This is a genomic window from Micromonospora sp. NPDC052213, from assembly GCF_040679695.1.
Taxonomy (GTDB): domain Bacteria; phylum Actinomycetota; class Actinomycetes; order Mycobacteriales; family Micromonosporaceae; genus Micromonospora.
The window spans coordinates 1-20,998 of record NZ_JBFAVI010000018.1; the positions used below are offsets into that span (position 1 = coordinate 1).

19 protein-coding genes and 1 riboswitch are annotated in these 20,998 nt (G+C 74.2%); of the genes, 5 read left to right on the forward strand and 14 right to left on the reverse strand.

Annotation, left to right across the window (positions count from 1 at the left end):
• The 8 genes from AB0L34_RS07215 to AB0L34_RS07250 form a co-directional block, all read right to left on the reverse strand.
• Positions 1 to 207: 3-keto-5-aminohexanoate cleavage protein (locus AB0L34_RS07215; protein WP_363702669.1), on the reverse strand; the 207-nt coding region annotated here is incomplete at its 3' end.
• 48 nt (positions 208 to 255) lie between these two features.
• Positions 256 to 954: a regulatory protein RecX gene (locus AB0L34_RS07220; protein ID WP_363702671.1), complete on the reverse strand. Its 699-nt coding sequence runs from the start codon at positions 952 to 954 to the stop codon at positions 256 to 258.
• Positions 955 to 968: 14 nt separating this feature from the next.
• A complete protein-coding gene (gene recA, locus AB0L34_RS07225; protein WP_088995380.1) occupies positions 969 to 2,015 on the reverse strand; it encodes a recombinase RecA in 1,047 nt (348 codons plus the stop codon).
• A gap of 184 nt (positions 2,016 to 2,199) precedes the next feature.
• Positions 2,200 to 2,400 (reverse strand): DUF3046 domain-containing protein, encoded by a 201-nt coding sequence (locus AB0L34_RS07230; protein ID WP_350705093.1) that lies wholly within the window; start codon positions 2,398 to 2,400, stop codon positions 2,200 to 2,202.
• 4 nt (positions 2,401 to 2,404) lie between these two features.
• A complete protein-coding gene (locus tag AB0L34_RS07235; RefSeq protein ID WP_363702674.1) occupies positions 2,405 to 3,787 on the reverse strand; it encodes an MFS transporter in 1,383 nt (460 codons plus the stop codon).
• A 107-nt stretch (positions 3,788 to 3,894) separates the two neighbouring features.
• Positions 3,895 to 5,037: an acyl-CoA dehydrogenase family protein gene (locus AB0L34_RS07240; protein ID WP_363702676.1), complete on the reverse strand. Its 1,143-nt coding sequence runs from the start codon at positions 5,035 to 5,037 to the stop codon at positions 3,895 to 3,897.
• 63 nt (positions 5,038 to 5,100) lie between these two features.
• Entirely contained in the window at positions 5,101 to 5,805 is a 705-nt protein-coding gene (locus tag AB0L34_RS07245) for a UdgX family uracil-DNA binding protein (RefSeq protein ID WP_363702678.1), read from the reverse strand.
• 286 nt (positions 5,806 to 6,091) lie between these two features.
• Entirely contained in the window at positions 6,092 to 7,432 is a 1,341-nt protein-coding gene (locus tag AB0L34_RS07250; RefSeq protein ID WP_363702680.1) for an aminotransferase class I/II-fold pyridoxal phosphate-dependent enzyme, read from the reverse strand.
• Positions 7,433 to 7,466: 34 nt separating this feature from the next.
• On the opposite strand from AB0L34_RS07250, the gene AB0L34_RS07255 reads away from it, so the two are divergent.
• Positions 7,467 to 8,708 (forward strand): bifunctional pyridoxamine 5'-phosphate oxidase family protein/GNAT family N-acetyltransferase, encoded by a 1,242-nt coding sequence (locus AB0L34_RS07255; RefSeq protein WP_363702682.1) that lies wholly within the window; start codon positions 7,467 to 7,469, stop codon positions 8,706 to 8,708.
• On the forward strand, positions 8,708 to 9,376 hold the full coding sequence (gene leuE, locus AB0L34_RS07260) for a leucine efflux protein LeuE (RefSeq protein ID WP_350705081.1): 669 nt from the start codon (positions 8,708 to 8,710) through the stop codon (positions 9,374 to 9,376). The genes AB0L34_RS07255 and leuE overlap by 1 nt, the downstream gene beginning before the upstream one ends.
• 150 nt (positions 9,377 to 9,526) lie before the next feature.
• Here the strand turns inward: leuE and AB0L34_RS07265 are convergent, their stop codons facing one another.
• The 3 genes from AB0L34_RS07265 to AB0L34_RS07275 form a co-directional block, all read right to left on the reverse strand.
• Positions 9,527 to 10,447, reverse strand: coding sequence for a sporulation protein (locus AB0L34_RS07265; RefSeq protein ID WP_363702684.1), 921 nt, complete (start codon positions 10,445 to 10,447; stop codon positions 9,527 to 9,529).
• A 326-nt stretch (positions 10,448 to 10,773) separates the two neighbouring features.
• The gene (locus AB0L34_RS07270) at positions 10,774 to 11,709 is read right to left on the reverse strand and encodes an ABC transporter substrate-binding protein (protein ID WP_363702686.1); all 936 of its coding nucleotides are present in this window, start codon (positions 11,707 to 11,709) and stop codon (positions 10,774 to 10,776) included.
• Between the two features lie 111 nt (positions 11,710 to 11,820).
• A riboswitch (cobalamin riboswitch) is annotated at positions 11,821 to 11,903 on the reverse strand.
• Between the two features lie 166 nt (positions 11,904 to 12,069).
• On the reverse strand, positions 12,070 to 13,947 hold the full coding sequence (locus AB0L34_RS07275) for a M14 family zinc carboxypeptidase (RefSeq protein WP_363702688.1): 1,878 nt from the start codon (positions 13,945 to 13,947) through the stop codon (positions 12,070 to 12,072).
• A gap of 212 nt (positions 13,948 to 14,159) precedes the next feature.
• On the opposite strand from AB0L34_RS07275, the gene AB0L34_RS07280 reads away from it, so the two are divergent.
• Positions 14,160 to 15,491: a peptidase C39 family protein gene (locus AB0L34_RS07280; protein WP_363702690.1), complete on the forward strand. Its 1,332-nt coding sequence runs from the start codon at positions 14,160 to 14,162 to the stop codon at positions 15,489 to 15,491.
• A 70-nt stretch (positions 15,492 to 15,561) separates the two neighbouring features.
• On the opposite strand, the gene AB0L34_RS07285 is transcribed toward AB0L34_RS07280, so the two are convergent.
• Genes AB0L34_RS07285 through mqnE form a run of 3 tightly spaced genes read right to left on the reverse strand, consistent with a single transcriptional unit; the run spans position 15,562 to position 17,499 of the window.
• Positions 15,562 to 15,837: a DUF4229 domain-containing protein gene (locus tag AB0L34_RS07285; protein ID WP_363702692.1), complete on the reverse strand. Its 276-nt coding sequence runs from the start codon at positions 15,835 to 15,837 to the stop codon at positions 15,562 to 15,564.
• A 46-nt stretch (positions 15,838 to 15,883) separates the two neighbouring features.
• Positions 15,884 to 16,306 (reverse strand): hypothetical protein, encoded by a 423-nt coding sequence (locus AB0L34_RS07290; protein ID WP_363702694.1) that lies wholly within the window; start codon positions 16,304 to 16,306, stop codon positions 15,884 to 15,886.
• 23 nt (positions 16,307 to 16,329) lie between these two features.
• Positions 16,330 to 17,499: an aminofutalosine synthase MqnE gene (gene mqnE / locus AB0L34_RS07295; RefSeq protein ID WP_357464494.1), complete on the reverse strand. Its 1,170-nt coding sequence runs from the start codon at positions 17,497 to 17,499 to the stop codon at positions 16,330 to 16,332.
• 243 nt (positions 17,500 to 17,742) lie between these two features.
• On the opposite strand from mqnE, the gene AB0L34_RS07300 reads away from it, so the two are divergent.
• Entirely contained in the window at positions 17,743 to 19,302 is a 1,560-nt protein-coding gene (locus AB0L34_RS07300) for an NlpC/P60 family protein (RefSeq protein ID WP_363702696.1), read from the forward strand.
• A gap of 166 nt (positions 19,303 to 19,468) precedes the next feature.
• A complete protein-coding gene (locus AB0L34_RS07305) occupies positions 19,469 to 20,911 on the forward strand; it encodes a hypothetical protein (protein ID WP_363702698.1) in 1,443 nt (480 codons plus the stop codon).
• Positions 20,912 to 20,998: the final 87 nt, after the last annotated feature.

Genomic DNA, 20,998 nt, shown 5'->3' on the forward strand with positions numbered 1-20,998 from the left:
GCTGCCCGCCCGGAACGCGACCCGCGCGGCGGAGAACACCGCCGGGAGCAGGCACACCCGCCCGTCGGCGCCGGGGGGGTGCTCGTGCACCCCCCCGGCGCCGAGCCGGGCGCAGCGGGCCGCGTCGGCGGCCAGGTCGGCCGGGGTGACCGGCACCGACGGATGCTCGTCGCGCCCACGGGCGCCGTTGAGGCACGCCTTGAGCACGGCCCCTCCCCTCCGGCCGCCACTCCGCTCACTCGACGGAGCGGCTGTTCAGTCGACTGGGCGGCTGTCGCGGTCGAGCTCGCCCTCGGCGTCGGCGAGCGCGTCGGCGTCGATCTGCTCGGCGAACTCGGCCGCCTCGGCGCTCTGCGCGGCGAGCGCGTCCTTCACCGCCCGGATCGCCACGCGGGGCGGGTAGCCCTTGCGGGCCAGCATCGCCACCAGCCGCCGGAAGACCGCGTCCGGCTCGCCGCGGGCGGACCGCAGCTTCCGCTCCACCAGGGCGCGGGCGGTCTCGGCCTCGGTCTCCTCGTCCAGCTCGCCGAGGGCTTCGCTGGCGACCTCGCCGTCGACACCGCGCTGACGCAGCTCGTTGGCGAGCGCCCGGCGGGCCAGGCCCCGGCCGGCGTGCCGGCTGGACACCCAGGCCCGCGCGAAGGCGGCGTCGTCGATGATGCCGACCTCGTCGTAGCGGTCGAGCACCGCCGCGGAGACCTCCTCGGAGATCCCCCGCTTCGCCAGTGCCCCGGCCAGCTCGGCCCGGGTGCGCGGCCGGACGGCGAGCTGGCGCAGGCAGATCTCCCGCGCCACCTCCGACTCGTCGCGCGGCGGGGCGGGGGGCGCCTCGGGGTCGGTCTCCTCGGCACGGCCACGGCGACCCCGCCGGGGTCGGGGCGTCGTGATGCCGTCACCCGCGCGGGGCGGACTGGCATCCCAGCCCCGCCCCGTGCGGGCGCGTCGTCCTGCCACGGGTCAGCGACCGGTCAGAAGTCGACCGGCGGCAGCTCCGGGCCACCGGCGGCGTCGCCCGCGCCGACCCCGACGCCGAGCTTCTCCAGGATCTTCTTCTCGATCTCGGCGGCCACGTCCGGGTTCTCCCGGAGGAACTCGCGGGCCTTCTCCTTGCCCTGGCCCAGCTGGTCGCCGTCGTAGGTGTACCAGGCGCCGGACTTGCGGATGATCGCCTGCTCGACGCCGACGTCGATCAGCGAGCCCTCGCGGGAGATGCCCTTGCCGTACATGATGTCGAACTCGGCCTGCTTGAACGGCGCGGCGACCTTGTTCTTCACGACCTTGACCCGGGTGCGGTTACCGACCACGTCGGTGCCGTCCTTGAGGCTCTCGATGCGGCGCACGTCGAGCCGGACCGAGGCGTAGAACTTCAGCGCCCGGCCACCCGTGGTGGTCTCGGGGCTGCCGAACATCACGCCGATCTTCTCGCGGAGCTGGTTGATGAAGATCGCGGTGGTGCCGGTGTTGTTGAGCACACCGGTGATCTTCCGCAGCGCCTGGCTCATCAGCCGGGCCTGCAGACCCACGTGGCTGTCGCCCATCTCACCCTCGATCTCGGCGCGCGGCACCAGCGCGGCCACCGAGTCGATCACGATGATGTCGAGCGCGCCGGAGCGGACCAGCATGTCCGCGATCTCCAGCGCCTGCTCACCGGTGTCGGGCTGGGAGACCAGCAGGGCGTCGGTGTCGACGCCGAGGGCCTTCGCGTATTCCGGGTCGAGCGCGTGCTCGGCGTCGACGAAGGCGGCGATGCCGCCGGCCCGCTGGGCGTTGGCCACGGCGTGCAGCGCGACGGTGGTCTTACCGCTGGACTCCGGACCGTAGATCTCGACGACCCGGCCGCGGGGCAGGCCGCCCACGCCGAGCGCCACGTCGAGGGCGATCGACCCGGTGGGGATGACCGCGGTCTGGATGACCGGCCGCTCCCCGAGCCGCATCACCGAGCCCTTGCCGAACTGCTTGTCGATCTGAGCGAGAGCAAGGTCGAGTGCCTTCTCCCGGTCAGGCCCTGCTGCCATCGTTGCCACCCCTGCCTTCGCCGGCGTCTTTCCTGAGCTTCGCGTCACGCGGACACGCTAGGCGCTGGGTCCGACAGAAAACCAGCCGACGGGCCGTGAGCTGTGGACGAGCACCCCGCTGTGGACAATAGCCGAACAGGTGTACGAGTCGGCAAGCGACACGCGGAAGCGACGAAATGGCTGCTCAGCGTAGCCGCGCGGGCACCCGGTCGGGATAGGCGGCGCAGACCGCCCGCCACACGACGTGCGCCTGCTCACCCGATGCCAGCGCCTGCTCGACGGTCCGGCCGCCGAGCTGGGAGAGCACCTGGTCGCGGGCGATGCTGGCCGCGTAGGCGGGGCCGAACGCCTCCTCCAACCGCGACCAGAAGTCGGTCAGCCGCACGTGATCAGTCCTCCTCGTCCGGTGCGCCCGCCGGCACCGGACGCAACGCTAGCGCCACCAGGGGCACCGCCGCGACCGCCGCGAGCAGGGCGAGCACCGGATAACCCGCCACCTCCATGACAAACCCGCTGACCGCCCCGGCGGCGGCGCCGGCCAGTCCCATGGTCAGGTCGGAGAGCCCCTGGACGCTCGGCCGGATCCCCACCGGCACCGACTCCGACAGCAGGGTGGAACCGGCCACCATGGTCCCCGACCAGCCCAGGCCGAGCAGGAACAGCCCGATCGAGAGCCGGGCCGTGTGGTGCCCGGCGGTGCCGGCGACCGCGCACGCCACGAGCAGCAGCCCGACGCCGCCGAGGATCACCGCCCGGCGGCCGAGGCGGTCCGTGAGCCAGCCGGCCACCGGGGCGAGGGCGTACATGCCGGCGATGTGCAGACTCAGCACGAGACCGACCACCCGCAGCACGTCGGCGTCGGCGTGCCACTCGTGCAGGCGCACCGGGGTCATCACCATCACCGCGACCATGACCAGGTGCCCGACCGCCACTGCGGCGATGCCGAGCCGGGCGGCCGGACGCGCGCGTACGACCGACCAGGCGGCCCGCATGCCCACGCCGCGCCGGCCGGTCGGTGCCGGCGCGACGACGGCGTCCGGCGGCGGGGTCACGGCGGGAACGGCGTCCGGCGACGGGGCGGCCGGGACGACGGCGTCCGGCGGCGGGGTGACCGGCGGGACGGCGACCGCCGCCAGCCGGCGCGCGGTCAGCAGCGGGTCGGGGCGCAGCAGCGCCAGGATCACGCCGGCGGCCAGCGCCAGCGCGACGGCGCTGAACGCGAACGGACCGGCCAGCGCCGGCAGCCCCCAGCCGCTGGTGGTGCGGTCCGCGAACGCGGCGAAGTTCGGCGCGGCGACCGCGCCGATGGTGGTGGCCCAGACGATCAGGGCGAGCTGGCGGCCCCGCCGCGCCGGCTCGGCCAGGTCCACCGCGGCGTAGCGGGCCTGGAGGTTGGCCGCGCTGCCGCCGCCGAAGAGGAGCATGCCGAGGAAGAGCAGCGGGACCCAGCGGGTGACGGCGGCGAACACCACCAGGGTGCCGCCGGCCGCGCCGGCGAGATAGGCCACGACCAGGCCGGGCCGCCGGCCGTGGCCGTTCATGATCCGGGTGACCGGCACCGCGAGCAGGGCCCCGCCCACCACGGCGGCGCTGCTCACCAGCCCGGCGACGGCGGTGCCGGCGATGTCCGCGGCGAGCAGCGCCCCGACGGCGACGCCGACCGTCACCCCGATCCCGCCGACGATCTGCGTGACGAAGAGCAGCCGCAGGGTACGCCGCTGGATCGGCGTGACGTCGGGCGCGGCGAGTGGCGCGGCGAGGTCGGTGGCCATCGGCGGCTCCTTCGACGGTAAGGGGCGGGATGCCCGTCTCATCCTTGCGCAACCGGCACGCCGCCCCGCAGCCGGTCCGCCCCGGCCGCGCCCCTCCTCCGCCTGTTCTACAGGCCCAGGCCGCGGCCGATGATCTCCTTCATGATCTCGGTGGTGCCGCCGTAGATCGTCTGCACCCGCCCGTCCAGCCACGCCTTCGCCACCGGGTACTCCAGCATGTAGCCGTAGCCGCCGTGCAGTTGCACGCAGCGGTCGGCGACCTTGTTCTGCAGCTCGGTGGTCCACCACTTCGCCTTGGCCGCGTCGGTGACCGAGAGCCGGCCGGCGTTGTACTCCGCGACGCAGTGGTTGACGAAGGTGCGCGCGATGGTGACCTCGGTGTCCAGCTCGGCCAGGAGGAAGCGGTTGTGCTGGAACGCGCCGATCGGCCGGCCGAACGCCTGCCGGGAGCGGGCGTAGTCGAGGGTGACGGCGAGCAGCCGCTCGGCGGCGGCCACCGCGGCGACCGCGATGCTGAGCCGCTCCCGGGGCAGGTTGGCCATCAGGTGGTAGAAGCCGTGGTTCTCGGTGCCGATCAGGTTCTCCGCCGGCACCCGGCAGTCCGCGAAGAACAGCTCGGCGGTGTCGTTGGCCTTCAGCCCGACCTTGGCCAGCCGTCGGCCGCGGGAGAAGCCGGGGGTGCCGTCCTCCACGGCGACCAGGCTCACCCCGTGCGCGCCCTGGTCCGGCGCAGTGCGGACGACCACGACCACCAGGTCGGCCGTCTCCCCGTTGGTGATGAAGGTCTTCTGGCCGTCGAGCACCCAACTGTCGCCGTCGCGGACCGCGCTCGTGCGGATTCCGGCGAGGTCGGAGCCGGCGCCGGGCTCGCTCATCGCGATCGCCGTGACGAGGTCGCCGGAGCAGAACCCGGGCAGCCAGCGCTTGCGCTGGTCCTCCGTGGTCAGCTCGGTCAGGTACGGCGCCACCACGTCGTTGTGCAGGCCGAAGCCGAGGCCGGTGCAGCCGGCGGCGACGATCTCCTCGGCCAGCACCGCGTTGAACCGGAAGTCCCGCTGCCCGCCGCCGCCGTACTCCGGGTCGACGTCCGTGCCCAGCAGACCGGCCGCCCCGGCCCGACGCCACACCTCGCGGTCGACGATCCCGGCGGCCTCCCAACGCTCGTGGTGGGGCACGGCCTCCCGGTCCAGGAACTCGCGGCACAGCTCGCGGAAGTCCTCGTGGTCGCGCTCGTAGAGATGCTGCTCCATGGCCGCCAGTGTGGCACCGCGCACCCGCCCTGCCCAGGGGCCGACGGGTGGCTCGGTGACGGCTCAGCCGGCGAGGGCGCGGGCGGCCACGGCGAGGTCGGCGACCAGCCCCTCGTACGCCACATCCTGGTTGTCGGCGCGGAGCACGGCGGACGGGTGGATGGTGGCCAGCAGCCGGGCCGGCGGGGCGTCGGCGACGGTGCCCTTCGCGTCCACCGGCACCCGCTGGAAGTCCTCCGGGTGCTGGGCCGACGCCGGCCAGGGCAGCAGCTCGCCGCGCTGCCGGGTGACCCGGAACGTGGGGCCGAGCAGCGCCTTGGCCGCGGTCGCGCCGAGCACCACCACGATCTCCGGGCGCAACTGGGCGAACTCGGCCACCAGCCAGGGCCGGCAGGCCGTGACGTGGACCCGGTCCGGGGTCTGGTGGATGCGCCGTTTGCCGCGCAGCTCGAACCGGAAGTGCTTCACGGCGTTCGTCAGGTAGATGTGCCCGGGATCGAGCCCGGCGTCGTCGACCGCCTTGCGGAGCAGCCGACCGGCGGGGCCGACGAACGGCAGCCCCTTCTGGTCCTCCATGTCACCGGGCTGCTCGCCGACGAAGACCACCCGCGCGCCGGCGTCGCCGCGACCGAACACGGTCTGCGACGCGTCCCGGTACAGCTCGCAGCCCCGGCAGCCGGCGGCGGCGGCGCGCAGGTCGTCGAGGGTGTCGGCCTGCGGCGGGATGAAATTCTGCGCGCCCGGCGCGGTCTCGGTCTGCTCGGCCATGTCGACTGTTATATACCCGTTCGGGCCGCGATGCCGGTCCGCCCTGCCTCCGCACGACGTCCCACCGCGGCCACCCGTCAGTATCCGCCGCCGCCGTCGCCGCCGGACGCCAGCGCGATCACCACGATCACGAGCACGATCACCGCCACCACGACGGCGATCCAGACGCCCCTCCTCGATCCCGACGAAGCCATGGTCGTCCACCTCCGGCACCGCGCTTACCCACCCGGCGTCCGGTCACGCCCGCGCCCGGCACACCGACACGTCGCCGGCCCGGGCGCGGGGGTCATGCGGTGAAACCGGATGACCTGGCGGGCCGGACGGCGCGGGCGACGGCGTCGGCGAGCGGTGCCACCTCGCCGTCGTCCAGCGAGCTGACGGTGATCCGCAGCCCCGGCGGGCCGGCGATCCGGTAGAGCGCGCCGGGCGCGACCGCCCAACCGGCGTCGCGCAGTGCGGTCAGCGCGCTGGTCTCGTCCGCCACCGGCAGCCACACGTTGATGCCGCTGCGCCCGTGGGCGGCGAGGCCGTGCCCGGCGAGCGCGTCGACCAGCGCCCCGCGCCGCCGCTCGTAGCTGGCGGCTGCCCGGTCCACCAGCCCGGCCACCGCCGGGTCGCGCCACAGGGACAGGACCAGCCGTTGCAGCACGGTGGAGACCCAGCCGGCGCCGACCCGGGCCCGGCCGGCCACCCGGGCCACCGTGGTCTCGTCCCCCACCAGCACGGCCAGCCGCAGGTCGGGACCGAACGGCTTGCTCACCGAGCGGACGAAGGCCCACGTCGGGGTCGCCCCGGCGAGCGGGTGCAGCGGTACGCGGGCCAGCTCGGCGGCGTGGTCGTCCTCGATCAGCAGCAGGTCGGACCGGCCGGCGAGCAGCGTACGCAGCTCCGCGGCCCGCCCGGCGGAGACCGCCGCGCCGGTGGGGTTCTGCGCCCGGCTGGTCACGATCAGCGCCCGGGCCCCGGCGGCGAGCGCTGCCCGGACGCCCTCGGCGAGCGGACCGTCGTCGTCGACCGGCACCCCGATCGGCCGCAGCCCGAGCGCGGCGACCAGGTCGAGCAGGTTGGCCCAGCCCGGGTCCTCGACGGCGACCGCGTCGCCGGGGCGCAGGTGCGCGCCGAGCAGCCGCTCGATGCCGTCCAGGGCGCCGCCGGTGAGGGTCAGCTCCGCCGCCGGCACGCCGTCGGCGGCCAGCCGCTCGCGGGCCGCCTCGGCCAGTTCGGGCAGCACCCCGGCGGCCGAGTAACCGACGGGCGGCCCGGCGTCGGCCGCTAGCCCGGCCAGGTGCGCTCCCAGCGGCGGCAGTAGCCGCGGGTCGGGCTCGCCCAGGGAGAGGTCGCGCAGGCCGGGGGCGGGCGGCGGGCGCAGCGCGGAGCGTCGGGCCGCCACCGGCGGGCGGGGCCGGACCCGGGTGCCGTGCCGGCCGGCGGTGACCACCAGGCCCCGCTGGCGCAGCTCCTGATAGGCCCGGGCCACGGTGGCCGGGCTGACCGCGAGCTGGGCGGCGAGCGCGCGCACCGCCGGGAGGGCGGCGCCGGGGGCGAGGGCGGCGGAACGGATGCCCGACTCGATGCTGGCCGAAATCTCGACGGCCGTCGCGCCGGTGACCTGATAGCGTGCTGACACAAAACGGAGACTGTACTAGAACAAAGGCGGGAGCATGTACGCACGCACCGACCGGACCACCGCCAGCCGCTCCCGGGACCGGATGAGCTACGACGCCGCCGCCGCGCACGCGATCCTCGACGAGGCGTACCACTGCGCGCTCGGGTTCACCGTCGACGGCGAGCCCCGGGTGCTGCCCACCCTGCACGTCCGCGTCGACGACACCCTCTACCTGCACGGCTCCACCGGCAGCCGGCCGCTGCTCGCCGCCCGGAGCGACGGGCTGCCGGTCTGCGTCACGGTGACCCTGCTCGACGGCCTGGTCTACGGGCGCTCCCAGTTCCACCACAGCGCCAACTACCGGTCGGTCGTCGCGCACGGCACCGCGCACCTGGTCACCGACGAGCGGGAGAAGGCGCGGGTGCTCACCGCGCTGGTGGAGAAGGTCGGCACCGGGCGCAGCGCCGACAGCCGACCGCCGTCGCGCCGGGAGCTTGCCGAGACCGCCGTGCTGGCCCTGCCGCTGCGGGAGGTCTCCGTCCGCGCCCGCACCGGCGGGGTACGCGACGACGAGGCCGACCTCGCCCTGCCGCACTGGGCCGGGGTGGTGCCGCTGCGGCTCGCCGCCGGGCTGCCCGAGCCGGACGCCGGGGTGACCGCGCCGGTGCCGGCGTACCTGCGGCCGGCCCCCACGCCGTGGCGGGAACCGGCGGTGCTGCGCGGGGAGCACGTGGTGCTGGAGCCCCTCGACCTCGCGCACGCCGACGAGCTGCACGCGGCGACCGCCGATCCGGAGGTCTGGCAGCACCTGGGCAGCCCGCTGCCGGCCGACCCCGCCGGCACCGCCGAGGTGGTCGCCGCCGCGCTGGCCGCCCACCACCGGGGCGAGCGGGTGCCGTGGGTGCAGCGCTGCGCCGTCACCGGCGCGGTGGTCGGCACCACCTCCTACTACGAGGTGGACCCGGAGCGCCGGTCGGTGGCGATCGGCTACACCTTCCTGGGCCGGCCGTGGTGGCGTACGGGGATCAACACCGAGGCGAAGCTGCTGCTGCTCACCCGCGCCTTCGAGGAGCTGGGCGCGGTGCGGGTGGTCTGGCACACCGACATCCGCAACGAGCGCTCCCAGCGGGCGATCGAGCGCCTCGGCGCGTCCCGCGAGGGGGTGCTGCGGATGCACAAGCTCCGCCCGGACGGCTCGTGGCGGGACACCGTGCAGTATTCGATGACCGTCGACGAGTGGCCAAACGCACAGGTCGCGCTGCGGGAAAGGCTTCGCCGGACGGCACCCGTGGCCTGATGATGTCGGGCGTGCTGGGCATCACCGACATCTGGACGTACGTGCTGGGCACCGTGGCGATCGTTCTGCTGCCCGGGCCCAACTCCCTCTTCGTGCTCTCCACCGCCGCGCAGCGCGGTGTGGCCGCCGGCTACCGGGCCGCCGGCGGGGTCTTCGTCGGCGACGGGGTGCTGATGTTCCTCTCCGCCGCCGGGGTGGCCTCGCTGCTCAAGGCGTACCCGCCGCTCTTCCTGGTGATCAAGTACGCCGGCGCCGCGTACCTCGGCTACGTGGGGTTGACGATGCTGCGCGGCGCGTGGCGGCGCTGGCGCGACCGCAACGACCCGGCCACGCCGCGGCTGATCGACGCCGCGGAGCCGGTGGCGATGCGCAGCCCGTTCCGCAAGGCGCTCGTGGTCAGCCTGCTCAACCCGAAGGCGATCCTGTTCTTCGTCTCGTTCTTCATCCAGTTCGTCGACCCGGGCTACGCGTGGCCGGCGCTGTCGTTCCTCCTGCTCGGGCTGATCGCCCAGGTCACCAGCGCGCTCTACCTGACCGCGCTGATCTTCGCCGGGACGTTCCTGGCGGCCCAATTCCGCCAGCGCCGCCGCCTCGCCGCCGGCGCCACCACCGGCGTCGCCGCTCTCTTCCTCGGCTTCAGCCTCAAACTCGCCACCGCCACCGTCTGACCTTCCGACCCTCCCCCCCTCCCCGCCCGGCCCGGCCCGGCCCCCGCGATCTTGCACTTTCGGCCCCCGTTATGGGCGGTAAGTCCGATGTGTCGGGGCACCGAGCGCAAGATCGTTGGGAGCGAGGGTGGGGTGTGGGTGGGTGGGTGGTCAGGTGCCGTCGCCGGAGCCGCCGATGCCGGCTCCGCCGGCGGTGCCGCCCAGGCCGAAGCCGGGGCGGGTGGGCTCGTCCGGCGGGCGGCTGACGTGCGCCGACTCCGCGATGGTCGCGGACCAGTCGGCGTGCGCGGCGGTCGCGGCGTGCCGGTTGATCGCCGCGCGCAGCCAGCCGTCCACCGTCGCCACCCAGTCCCGCCGGTCGGCGCCGACGTGCCAGATCCGGAAGCGACTGATGCTCTGGTGGGTGATCCCGGCCAGGGCCAGCCGCCGGTCCAGCCAGAAGATGACCTCCAGGCCGGCCGGGTTGGCGATGAAGATCAGCTCCAGCTCGGTGATCGGCCCGGCGTAGAGCGGCGCCACCCAGAACCCCAGCCGCTGGTGCAGCGGCAGGGTCTGTTCCACCCCCGGCAGCCGGGCGTCGACCAGACCGGCCTGGCGCATGCTGAAGCCCAGCGTGTCGAGGGCGGCCAGGATGTGCGCCTGGGTGGGCAGCGGGTGCACGAAAACCGGCACCATCGCGCCCTGGTCGAGCTGCGGCTCGACCGCCACCTCGGTGCGCAGCCCCATCCGCAGGCTGAGCAGGGGCACCCCGCCGAAGATGGTCACCGGGGTCTCCCAGGGCAGCGGGAACGCGAACGGGATCGTGCGGCCCCGCCCGGCCCGCAGCACGAAGCCGTCGGCGAGGGTCGCCTGGTGGAACTGCACCAGACGGCGGGGCGCCTCCGGGTCGTCCGGCTCCGCCGTGGTGACCAGGCCGAGCCGGACGTGCAGCACCGGCACGTCGGTCGAACCGGCGATGACCGTGACCCGCCCGGGCAGCCGCAGCCCCGGGCGGGTGCTCGGGTTGGCCAGGGCGGTGCGGACGGAGAGCCCGGTCCACCCGGACTCCGGCGACACCCCGGTCAACCGCACCCGCACTCCCCCGTCCGCATCCCGCACCCCGGCGGGCCTGCCGGGACCGGCCTCGCCGCGGTCGGGCGCGCGGGTCAGCCCGCACAGTCCGAACGCCGCCGGGCCGGGGCCCGTGCGCCACCCGTTACCGGCCCGTGCCCCACCCGGTATCGGTCGGTGCGCCAACCCGGCCCGGTCCCTCCAGCCTCGCGGACCTGGCGGGCGTGGCGGGCGGGGTGCCCCCAGACCCCCCGGGCCCCCCGGGGCCGGCCCCCCCCCGGGGCCCCCCCCCCCCCCCCCGGGTGGGTCGTGCCGTGTCGAGGGCCTTGGTCATCGACGGGCGCGGCTCACGCGGGCACCTTGGCGACCGCGTCGATGATGGCCCGGAGCAGGTCCACGACGCGGGGGCCCCAGCGCGAGGCGACGTCGTCGTCGAGCGCGACGACCTGGTTGGACTTGACCGCGGTGATGCCCGCCCAGCCGGCGCGCGCCTTGACCGTCTCCGCGCTCTGCTGGCAGCACTTGGTGTCGGCGAGGAAGACGAAGTCCGGGTCCGCCTTGACGATGACCTCCTGCGACAGCTGCGGGTAGCCGCCGTTCTTGCCGTCGGCGTCGGCCGGGTCGGCGATGTTCTCCAGGCCGGCCATCGTGTAGAGCGAGCCGATGAAGGTCTTGCTGGTGGCGGTGTACAGCTCCGGGCCGAGCTCGTGGTAGTAGGTCAGCTTCTCGGCGCGCTGCGGCAGGCCGGCGACCAGCTTGGCGATGTCGTCCTTCATCCGCTTGGTCACGTCGGCCGCCTCGTCCGCGTGGCCGGTGAGCGCGCCCAGCTCGGTGATCTGCCGGTACGAGTCGTCCAGGGTGGTCGCGGCCGGGGTGAGGTAGACCGGGATCTTCAGCGTCGTGAGCTGCTCGACGATCTTGTTGCGGTCGTCCGAGAGCACCACCAGGTCGGGGCTCTTGCCGGCGATCGCCTCGGCGTTCGGGGAGAAGCCGGAGAGGTCGGTCTTCGGCGCGCCCGGCGGGTAGTTCGAGTTGTCGTCGACGGCCGTCACCTGCGGGCCGGCCCCGATCGCGAAGAGCATCTCGGTGGCCGACGCCGACAGCGACACGATCTTCTCGGGCCGCTTGTCGAGGGTGAGCTTGCCGACGGTGACCGGGTAGGCGGCCGCCGCGGAACTGCCGCCGGCGGCGGGCGTGTCGGTGGTCTTCTCGGCGCAGGCCCCGAGGGCCAGCGCGGCCACCGCGAGGGTCGCGGCGAAGAGCCGGGGGGTACGTCTGAGCATCTGTCCTCCTGTCGGTCGAGGAGCGTGGTGCTTCGCCGACAGGGACCCAGTGCGCCCGTCCGCGAGGCGCCCTTCCTCGAGAGCGCGAGTCGCGACCACTGACGCAGGCGACCTGGCTCGTCCCCGCCGCGCCCGGCCTCGGCCGGGAGTGGTGGGGCATCACAGTTGCGGGACAGCGCCGGTTTCGCACCGGCTTCGCTGCTAGCGGTCGGTAGAACCGTAGCGCACGCCCCGGACGTGCCTCGTCGATCCAGGCCGCATCGGCGCTTGTTGATCTACAACAGCAGCGATATGCCCTGGATCGACGCGTGCTGGGGGGTGGTGGGACCCCGCCGGGGGCGGGACGGGGCCCCACCGGGCTCAGGAGCTCGTGATGGTGACGTTGTCCACAGCCGCCTCGACCAGGCTCGCGCCCGAGGCGTCCGCCGCCTCGACCAGGATCCGCACCGACTGGCCGGCGTACGGGGTGAGGTTGGCGTTCGCCACCGCCCAGGCGCCGTTGCGGTTGGTGGCCGCCCCGGACTGCGTGAACAGGGCCGTGGTGCCGCCGTCGTGCACCACGCTGACCCGGAAGTAGTCGGCCGACGAGGCGTTCGACCCGTGCGCCAGGTACCAGGCCAGCGAGAGCGTCAGCGTGCCGGAGGACGGCAGGGTCACCGCCGGCGACCGGGCGCTGGTCACGCCGCCGTCGATGTCGTAGTCGCCCGCCCCGGTGCCGGCCAGCCGGCCGGTGACCAGGTCGTTGCTCCCGCCGTACGGGGTGAGCTGCTTGGCGCCGCTGGAGGTGGTCGCCTGGGCGGCGCCCCGCTCCCACGCCCCGACGGTCGCGGTGTCGGTGCCGTTCGGGTTGGTGGTCCACCCGGTGGCCGTCTCGAAGGTGTCCGACCAGACCGTGGTGCCGCCGCCACCGCCGCAGTACTGCGCCTCCTTGCCGATGACCCGGTACGGGCAGTCGGCGTACTCGCTGAGCAGCAGCACCGCCTCCCGGTTGCGCGAGGTCTGGGCGGGGATCACCTCGTCGGGCGGGTAGAAGCCGCCGCCGAGGGACGAGCCCGGGTACATCTCGAAGGTGTACGCCCAGATGCCGTGCTGCCCCCACATCCAGTCGATGCTGTCGCCGTCGGTGATGTAGAGGTCGCTGGACTGCTGCGGGGTGTAGCCGTTGGTGTTCGCCATCTGCTGACCGAGGGTGGCGAAGGTGCTGTACTGGTCGGCGCTCATGCCGGGAGCGGTGTTGTTGTACGTGTAACCGAACGGCCAGAGCACCAGCTCCGAGTACGTGTGGAAGTCGATGTTGGCCTTGATCTGCTGCGTGCCGCCGACCACCCGGCTGTTGACGAAGTTGCGCAGCGCCTGGGTCTCCGGGGCGGAGAACGCCGACGGGCCCCGGTAGGTCTCCGACGAGGTCGAGCCGGACGAGCCGCCGCAGCAGCCCCACTGGTAGGACCAGTTGCGGTTCAGGTCGGTGCCCACGTACGACGAGCCGCTGTTCGGCTGCCGGTTCTTGCGCCAGGAGCGGTAGGAGCCGGTGGCGATGTCGTACTCGCTGCCGTCCGGGTTGACCGTCGGCACGATCCAGATCTCCCGGCCGTTCACGATGTTGGTGATCCGGGAGTCGGTGCCGTAGCTGTCGGTGAAGAGGTTGAGCAGGTAGATCGCCATCTCGACGGTCAGGTGCTCGCGGGCGTGCTGCTGCGAGTTGAACAGGATCTCCGGCTCGGCCTCGTCGGTGCCGACGTTGTCGGAGATCTTCACCGCCATCAGGTCACGGCCCTCGTACGAGGAACCGATGCTGATCTTCCGGGCGATCGAGGGATGGTCCGCGACCACCTGGTTGACCACGGCGGTCAGTTCCGCGTAGTCGTGGTAGTTGGAGTCGGCGGGCGGGAAGGCGGTCGTGCCGACGTCCCCCTCGGCGTGGCTGTGGCCGTCGGCCGACGGGGCCGGGACCGCCTCCAGCCGGAAGCCGAGCCGGGTGATCGCCGCCGCCTCGGCGGGGGTGGCCGAGACGTTCAGCACGCCGTGCTCGACGTAGTCGATGGCGGCGCCGGTGCCGGCGACCGCGGTGCGGTCGGCCACCGTACGCGGACCGAGCACCCGGTAGGACGACGCCGGGGAGTCGGCGGCGCGCTCGGGTTCGGGCCGGGCGGTGGCCGGCGCGGCGGCGACGGTGAGCAGGCCGAACCCGGCGGCGACAGCGAGCGCCAGGCGGCGGAGGACGGGCTTGCGGAAGGCCATGGACAACCTCCTCGGGGGGCGGGAGAAGATCCCGCTCGGTGGAGGACACTCCACCACCGCTCACATGGTCATATCAACATTCATCGCTGTCTTGTTGCATGCCATCCTGATCCTCACACCGGCAAGGATTTTCCAACCGTCGACCTCTGGCGAAAGTTCCTTCCGAGCGAGACACTGACCGGCAACGATCCGCCCGTCTCTGCGGAGGACCCATGTCCAGACCACGCCTGCGCGCGGCCACCCTCGCGGCCGCCACCGCGCTCACCCTTCTCGGCACCGCGGCACCCGCCGTCGCCACGCCCCTCGCCGCGACCGTCGTCCACGACGAGCAGATCACCTACCACGACTGGTCCGGCGAGACCGACTGGCGCACCGGCACCGCCGCCGGCACTGTCGTCACCCCCGCCGGCCTCACCCTCGGCACGCCGGTCGGCACCACCGCCTACAAGGACCCGCACGACAAGACGAAGCGGACCTGGGCGTACGGGACGTGGACGTCCCCGGTCACCGACGTCGGCTTCGACGCCACCGAGCTGATCGCCTCCTGGAACGCGGACACCCCGGCCGGCACCTGGATCCAGGTCGAGCTGCAGGGCACCTACAGCACCGGCGACCAGACCCCCTGGTACGTGCTGGGCCGCTGGGCGTCCGGCGACGCCGACATCAAGCGGACCAGCGTGGACAAGCAGGGCGACAAGTGGTCCAGCATCTGGACCGACACGTTCTCGATCAACGACGAAGCCGCCGGCGTGCTGCTCGATGCGTACCAGCTGCGGCTGACCCTCCACCGCGACCCGGCCGCCACCGTCTCGCCGGTGGTCCGCATGCTCGGCGCGATGAGCTCGAACGTGCCCGACCGGTTCACCGTCGAGCCCAGCGCCGGCGGGATCGCCTGGGGCCGGGAACTCGCCGTCCCGCGCTACTCGCAGAACATCCACACCGGCCACTACCCCGAGTACGACGGCGGCGGCCAGGCCTGGTGCTCCCCCACCTCCACCACGATGGTGATCGAGTACTGGGGCCGGAAGGCATCGGCCGAGGACACCGCCTGGGTCGACCCGACCTACCCGGACCCGACGGTCAACCACGCCGCCCGGATGGTCTACGACTACCAGTACGACGGCGCCGGCAACTGGCCGTTCAACACCGCGTACGCCGCCAGCTTCCCCGGCATGGAGGGGCGGGTGACCCGGCTGCACTCGCTGGACGACGTCGAGCGCTTCATCGCCGCGGGCATCCCGGTGGTGACCAGCCAGTCCTTCCTGGCCAGCGAGCTGGACGGCGCGGGTTACGGCACCTCGGGGCACCTGTTCGTGATCGTCGGCTTCACCGCCGACGGCGACGTGATCGTGAACGACCCCGCCTCGTCCAGCAACGAGGCGGTGCGCAACGTCTACCCGCGGGAGCAGTTCGAGCAGATCTGGCTGCGGACCAAGCGGATCACCGCCAGCGGCGGCACGGCCGGCGGCCCCGGCGGCGTGGTCTACCTGATCAAGCCCACCGACGTGCCGTGGCCCTCGGCGCCCGGCTCGACCACCTGGTGAGCTGACGCCCCGGCGTCACCGTTCGAGGGGTTCGCGTCACCCGGGTCCGCCCGGTAACGCGGGCCCCTCGTCACTTCTTGTCGACGGGGCCGTCCGGGTCCTGGTCGTCGCCGGCGAGGGCGGAGCGGAGGCGCTCCTTCTCGGTGCGGCGCCGCTCGGCGGCCTCGGCCATCTCCACCGCCATCTCGTCCCGCCAGCCCTTGAGCAGGAAGAACGAGGCGGCGGCCGAGAAGGCCAGCGCCAGCATCAGCTTGACGAAGAGGTTCATGTCGACCAGCCAGAGGGCCGCCAGCACGGCGACGAACAGCCCGATCCGGCCCAGCGTGTACTTGACCGCCGCGCTCACGTTCCGCACTCCGTTCTCCGCCGCCGGGGTGGCCCCGGCGGAAGGTTCAGCCCGTCCGGCGGGCCAGCCAGTGGACGCCGTGGAACCAGACCACCGCGTACCCGAGGGTGAACGCCGCCGCGCCCAGCCCGCCGGAGACCAGCGGGGCGAGCCCGGCGGCCAGGCCGGCCACCACCAGCCCGGCGACCAGCCCCACCGCGCCCGCCACGAGCGCCGCCACCACCCGGGCCGCCCCGAACTCCCAGGCCCGGAAGTCGTCCCAGAACAGCCAGGCCGGCAGGATGACCGCCAGCCAGCCGTTGGCCCGGCCGAAGTCGCCGCTGCCGATCAGCGTGAACGCCCAGTCGAACAGCGCCACCGCCAGCACGCCGATGACCAGCCCGGCCAGGCTCACCCCGAGCAGGTCGCCCAGCGTGAGGATGCGCCCCTCGGCGTCGCGCCGGGGGAACCCGCTCTGCTGCTCGGTCATGGCCTACGAGATTACGTGCCGGCTCAGGCCCAGACCTGCTGCGGCTCGGCGCGGCGCTCGGCCAGGGACGGGGCGGCATCGTACTCGCGGACCACCTCGTAGCGGGTGTTCCGCTCGACGGGGCGGAAGCCGGCGTCCCAGATCAGGTGCAGCAGGTCGTCCCGGTGCATCGTGTTCGGGGTGCCGTACGAGTCGGCGTCGTGGGTGATCTTGTATTCGACGACCGAGCCGTCCAGGTCGTCCACGCCGAAGTTGAGCGAGAGCTGGGCCACCGAGAGGCCGTGCATCACCCAGAAGCACTTCACGTGCGGGACGTTGTCGAAGAGCAGCCGGGAGACCGCGAAGGTCTTCAGCGACTCGGCCGGCGAGGCCATCGTCGTGCGCTCCTGGATCCGGTTACGGATCTTGCCGTCCGCCGAGTCGACGAAGTCGTGCTGGTAGCGCAGCGGGATGAAGACCATGAAGCCGCCGGTCTCGTCCTGCAACTCGCGCAGCCGCAGCACGTGGTCGACCCGGTGCCGGGGCTCCTCGATGTGCCCGTAGAGCATGGTCGACGGCGTCTTCATGCCCTTGCTGTGCGCCAGGCGGTGGATCCGCGACCAGTCCTCCCAGTGGCAGGCGTGGTCGACGATGTGCTGGCGGATCTCCCAGTCGAAGATCTCCGCTCCGCCGCCGGTCAGCGACTCCAGGCCGGCGGCCATCAGCTCGTCGAGGATCTCGTCGGCGCTCAGGCCGCTGATCTTCTCGAACCACTGCACCTCGGTCGCGGTGAACGCCTTGAGCTTGACGTTCGGCAGCGCCGCCTTCAGCTCGCTGAGCACCTTCGGGTAGTAGCGCCACGGCAGCGTCGGGTGCAGGCCGTTGACGATGTGCAGCTCGGTGAGCTGCTCGTCCTCCATCTCCTTGGCCTTGCGGACCGCCTCGTCGATACGCATCGTGTAGGCGTCCTTCTCGCCCGGCTTGCGCTGGAACGAGCAGTACGCGCACGAGGCGGAGCAGACGTTGGTCAGGTTGAGGTGCCGGTTGACGTTGAACATCACCCGGTCGCCGTTGAGCTCCGTACGCCTGTGGTGGGCCAGCCGCCCCAGCCACGTCAGGTCGTCGCTGTCGTAGAGGGCGATGCCGTCCTCGCGGGTCAGCCGCTCGCCGGCGTACACCTTCGCTTCGAGCTCACGCTTGAGTCCGGCGTCCATCGAAAGCCACGTCCCTTCCACCTGCGGTCGGAATCGAGCCTACGTCCACCTGCCGACGCCGCCGCAGCACGGTCGGCCCCCGTGGGCCGATTCACCGAACTCTCAGCCTCCCGTTACCTCTCGACGCATCGACATGGCTGCGTGGGTGAGGTAAGACAGGATGGGACGTTCGCCACACACTGGTAGCGTCCTCACGGCCGCGTCCACCCTGGCGCGGCGACAGCACGCCGGACGGGGAGCGGAATGGTCGACAGCGGGCGCGGGCGACGGCAGCGACGACGGAGCCCGGTGATCTCGCCGGTGCTGCGTCCGGCGCTCTGGTCCGCCCTGCTCGGAGCCGTCGCCGCCACGGTCCTCGCCAACCCGGTCCAGGCCGACCCGGCGCTGCCCACCAGCGTCCCCGACACCGGCCTCCGGCCGGCCGTCACCGGTCAGCTCCAGCTCCCCGGCGGCGCGCCCGTCACCGGGGCGCCGGGCCTCGGCGGGGTGCCGGGCGCACCGGCCGGCAACCTGATCAACGGCCCGCTCGCCACCCAGATCTACGCCGCCGAGGCCCAGGTCGGGCAGCTCCGCGACCAACTGCTCGTGCTGCTGCAGAAGCGCACCGAGGCCGAGGGCCAGCGGACCACGGCCGAACGCGACCTCGCACTCGCCCGGGACGCGCTGGCCCGCGCCCAGGAGGGCGCCGACGCCGCCGCCGCGGGCGCGTTCAAGGCCGCCGCCGCCCTCCCGCCCGGCGAGTTCGCCAACGACCTGCACGAGCTCAGCCGGCTCTCGCGGATCATCCGCGGCGAGAAGGCCGAGGGCGGCACCACCGCCGCCGAGGGCGAGCTGTCCCGGGCCCGCACCGGCGAGCAGGTGGCCGGCCAGGCACTGATCTCGGCCGAGTCCCGGCTCAAGGGCGCCCAGACGGAATACGCCGCCGGCGAGAAGGCCCTGCGCGACGCCGAGGCGAAGCTGGCCAAGCTGCGCCGGGACAACGCCGCGCAGCTCATCGAGCTCGAGCGCCAGCAGGAGGCCCTCGACCAGCAGCTCGGCGCCGGCTACCTCGGCAACGAGACGGCCAACGGTCTGGCCGCCCACCCCAGGGCCCTGAAGGCCGTGGCGTACGCCAAGGCGCAGCTCGGCGACCCCTACCTGTGGGCCGCCGAGGGGCCGGACCGGTTCGACTGCTCCGGCCTGATCTACGCCGCCTACCGGTCGGCGGGCTACTACGGGCTGCCCCGGGTCTCCCGGGACCAGTACTACGCCACCCGCTCCCGCACCGTGTCCCGCAGTGCGCTGCTCCCCGGTGACCTGCTCTTCTTCGCCTCCGGCACGAGCTGGACGACGATCCACCACATGGGCATGTACGTCGGCGGCGGCAAGATGATCCACGCGCCGACCACCGGCGACGTCGTCAAGATCTCCACGGTGCGCTGGTCCCGGCTCTACGCCGCCACCCGGGTGATCGGGGCGGTGCCCGCGCCGACGAGCACCCCGTCGCCGACGCCGACGCAGAGCAAGCCGCCCTCGCCGAAGCCGACGCAGAGCCCCAAGCCGACCCCGAAGCCCACCTCCCCGTCGCCGTCCCCGTCGACCTCGCCCTCGGCGACCCCCACCGGTTCGCCGTCACCCACGACGTCGCCCAGCGCGTCGACCTCGCCGTCGCCGTCCCCCACCGGGACGTCGCCGGCGGCGAGCCGCTCGGCATCGTCGGAGCCGAGCGCCACGTCCGGCAGCGTGGCGCCGACCACGGCGGCGAGCAGCACCGACCCGGAGAGCAGCACGTCGGCCACCGCCTCGGCCAGCACGGGTAGCTGACCGGGAAGCGCCGGCTCCGCCCGACGCTCCGATACCGGTCGGCACGGGCCACGGCCCCGGAACGCACTCCGGCTGTGCCGCCGGGCCGGAATGTGGCACGGTGACAGTCAGGCACGCCCGGTCCGACGTCGCGGATCCGGGCGCGAGCGCGGCGCGGAGGGCGAGCATGGCCGAGCAAGAGGTTCCGGCGGAGCCGGTCGACCACGGATCCACGCCCGACCGGAGCCGCGCCGAGTCCCCGGCGCCCACCGGCGGGTCCATCGCGACCTCGGCCGACGGCAGCCCCGCGTCGGGCACCGGCTCCGCGGGCGCGTCGGGGCCGTCGACGGAGCCGCCCGCCGACGACGTACGCCGACAGCCCGCCCGGGGCCGGGTGAGCGTGGCCACCGCGGCCGCGCCCGGCGAGGGCGACGCGGCACCGTCGGCCCGCCCGGCCGCCGGCACCACCTACCGGGCCACCGGTGCGGCCGCTCCGGCCGGCGCGTCGGTGCCCGAGCAGCGGGCCGCGGCGGCCCGGGCCAGCGCCGCCGTGCCCGGGATGCGACGGGTCTCCGCCGACGAGGCCTCGGCCATCCGGTCGCGCACGGGCGAGGCGAGGGTCTACCGGGCGGCGCCGGTCAACCCGGAGCCGCCGGAGCCCGCCCAGCCGCCGGAACCGGCGCAGCCGCCCAAGCCGCCGGTGCCGGAGCCCGAGCCGGCGCCGGCCCCCGTGCCGCCGGTGCCCGGCCCGACCCCGCCGTCCCCGGCCCCGCCGGTCCCGGTCCCGACCCCGCCGGTCCCGACCCCGCCGATCCCCGTCCCGGCGCCGCCCCGGCCGGGGCCCACCCCACCGGGCCCGGTGCCGCCCGTGCCGGGTCCGCCGACGCCGCCGCCCGGGCCGCCGGTGCCCGCCCCGCCGCCACCGCCCGGCCCGATGCCGGCGCCGCCGTTCCCGCCGCCGCCCGCCACGGCCACCGCGCCCGCCCCGGCCCCGCCGGCAGCGCCCGCGAGCCCGCCGGCGTCCCCCGTCCCGTCTGTCTACGCGCCGCCGTTCGCCGCGCCGCAGGTCTCCGCCCCGCCGGCGTCCGCGCCACCGTTCGCCGCGCCGCAGGTCTCCGCCCCGCCGGCGTCCGCTCCGCCGGTCTCCACGGTGCCCGTGCCCGCTCCCGCGATGCCGGCCTGGCCGCCGCCGACCAGCCCCGGTGACCGTCGGCCGGGCGGCACCGAGCCGGCCACGGCCCCCGGGGAGGCGCGCCGGCTGGGCGATCGCCCCGCCGACGCGGGTCGTGGCGGGGGCCCGGCGGCACCGGGCGGGCGGCCCGACGCCGCCTCCGCCGGGCGCTTCGACGGCCGGACCGACCTGGGCACGATCTACGGCGCCGGCTCGGAAGGCCCGGGCTTCGCCACCGTCTCCTTCCCGACCAACCCGCTGGAGAACTCCGGCTCGTTGACCGGGCACATCCTGGCCCAGGGCTGGACGGAGACCCCCACCGAGGAGCGGTCCAGCACGGCCAGGGTCATGATCGTCCTGGCCGCTTCGCTGGGTCTGCTCGTGGCGATCAGCGTGCTGGTCGTCCTGCTGGCCACCGACACGGTGGGCGGGCTGGTGGGCGGCGTCCTGACCAAGTGAGCCGCCCGGCGACGACCATGGTGAGCCCGCCCACTACCGATCCGTGGTGCGGTGGCGGGCTCGCCGCTGCGCCGTACACTGGTGGAG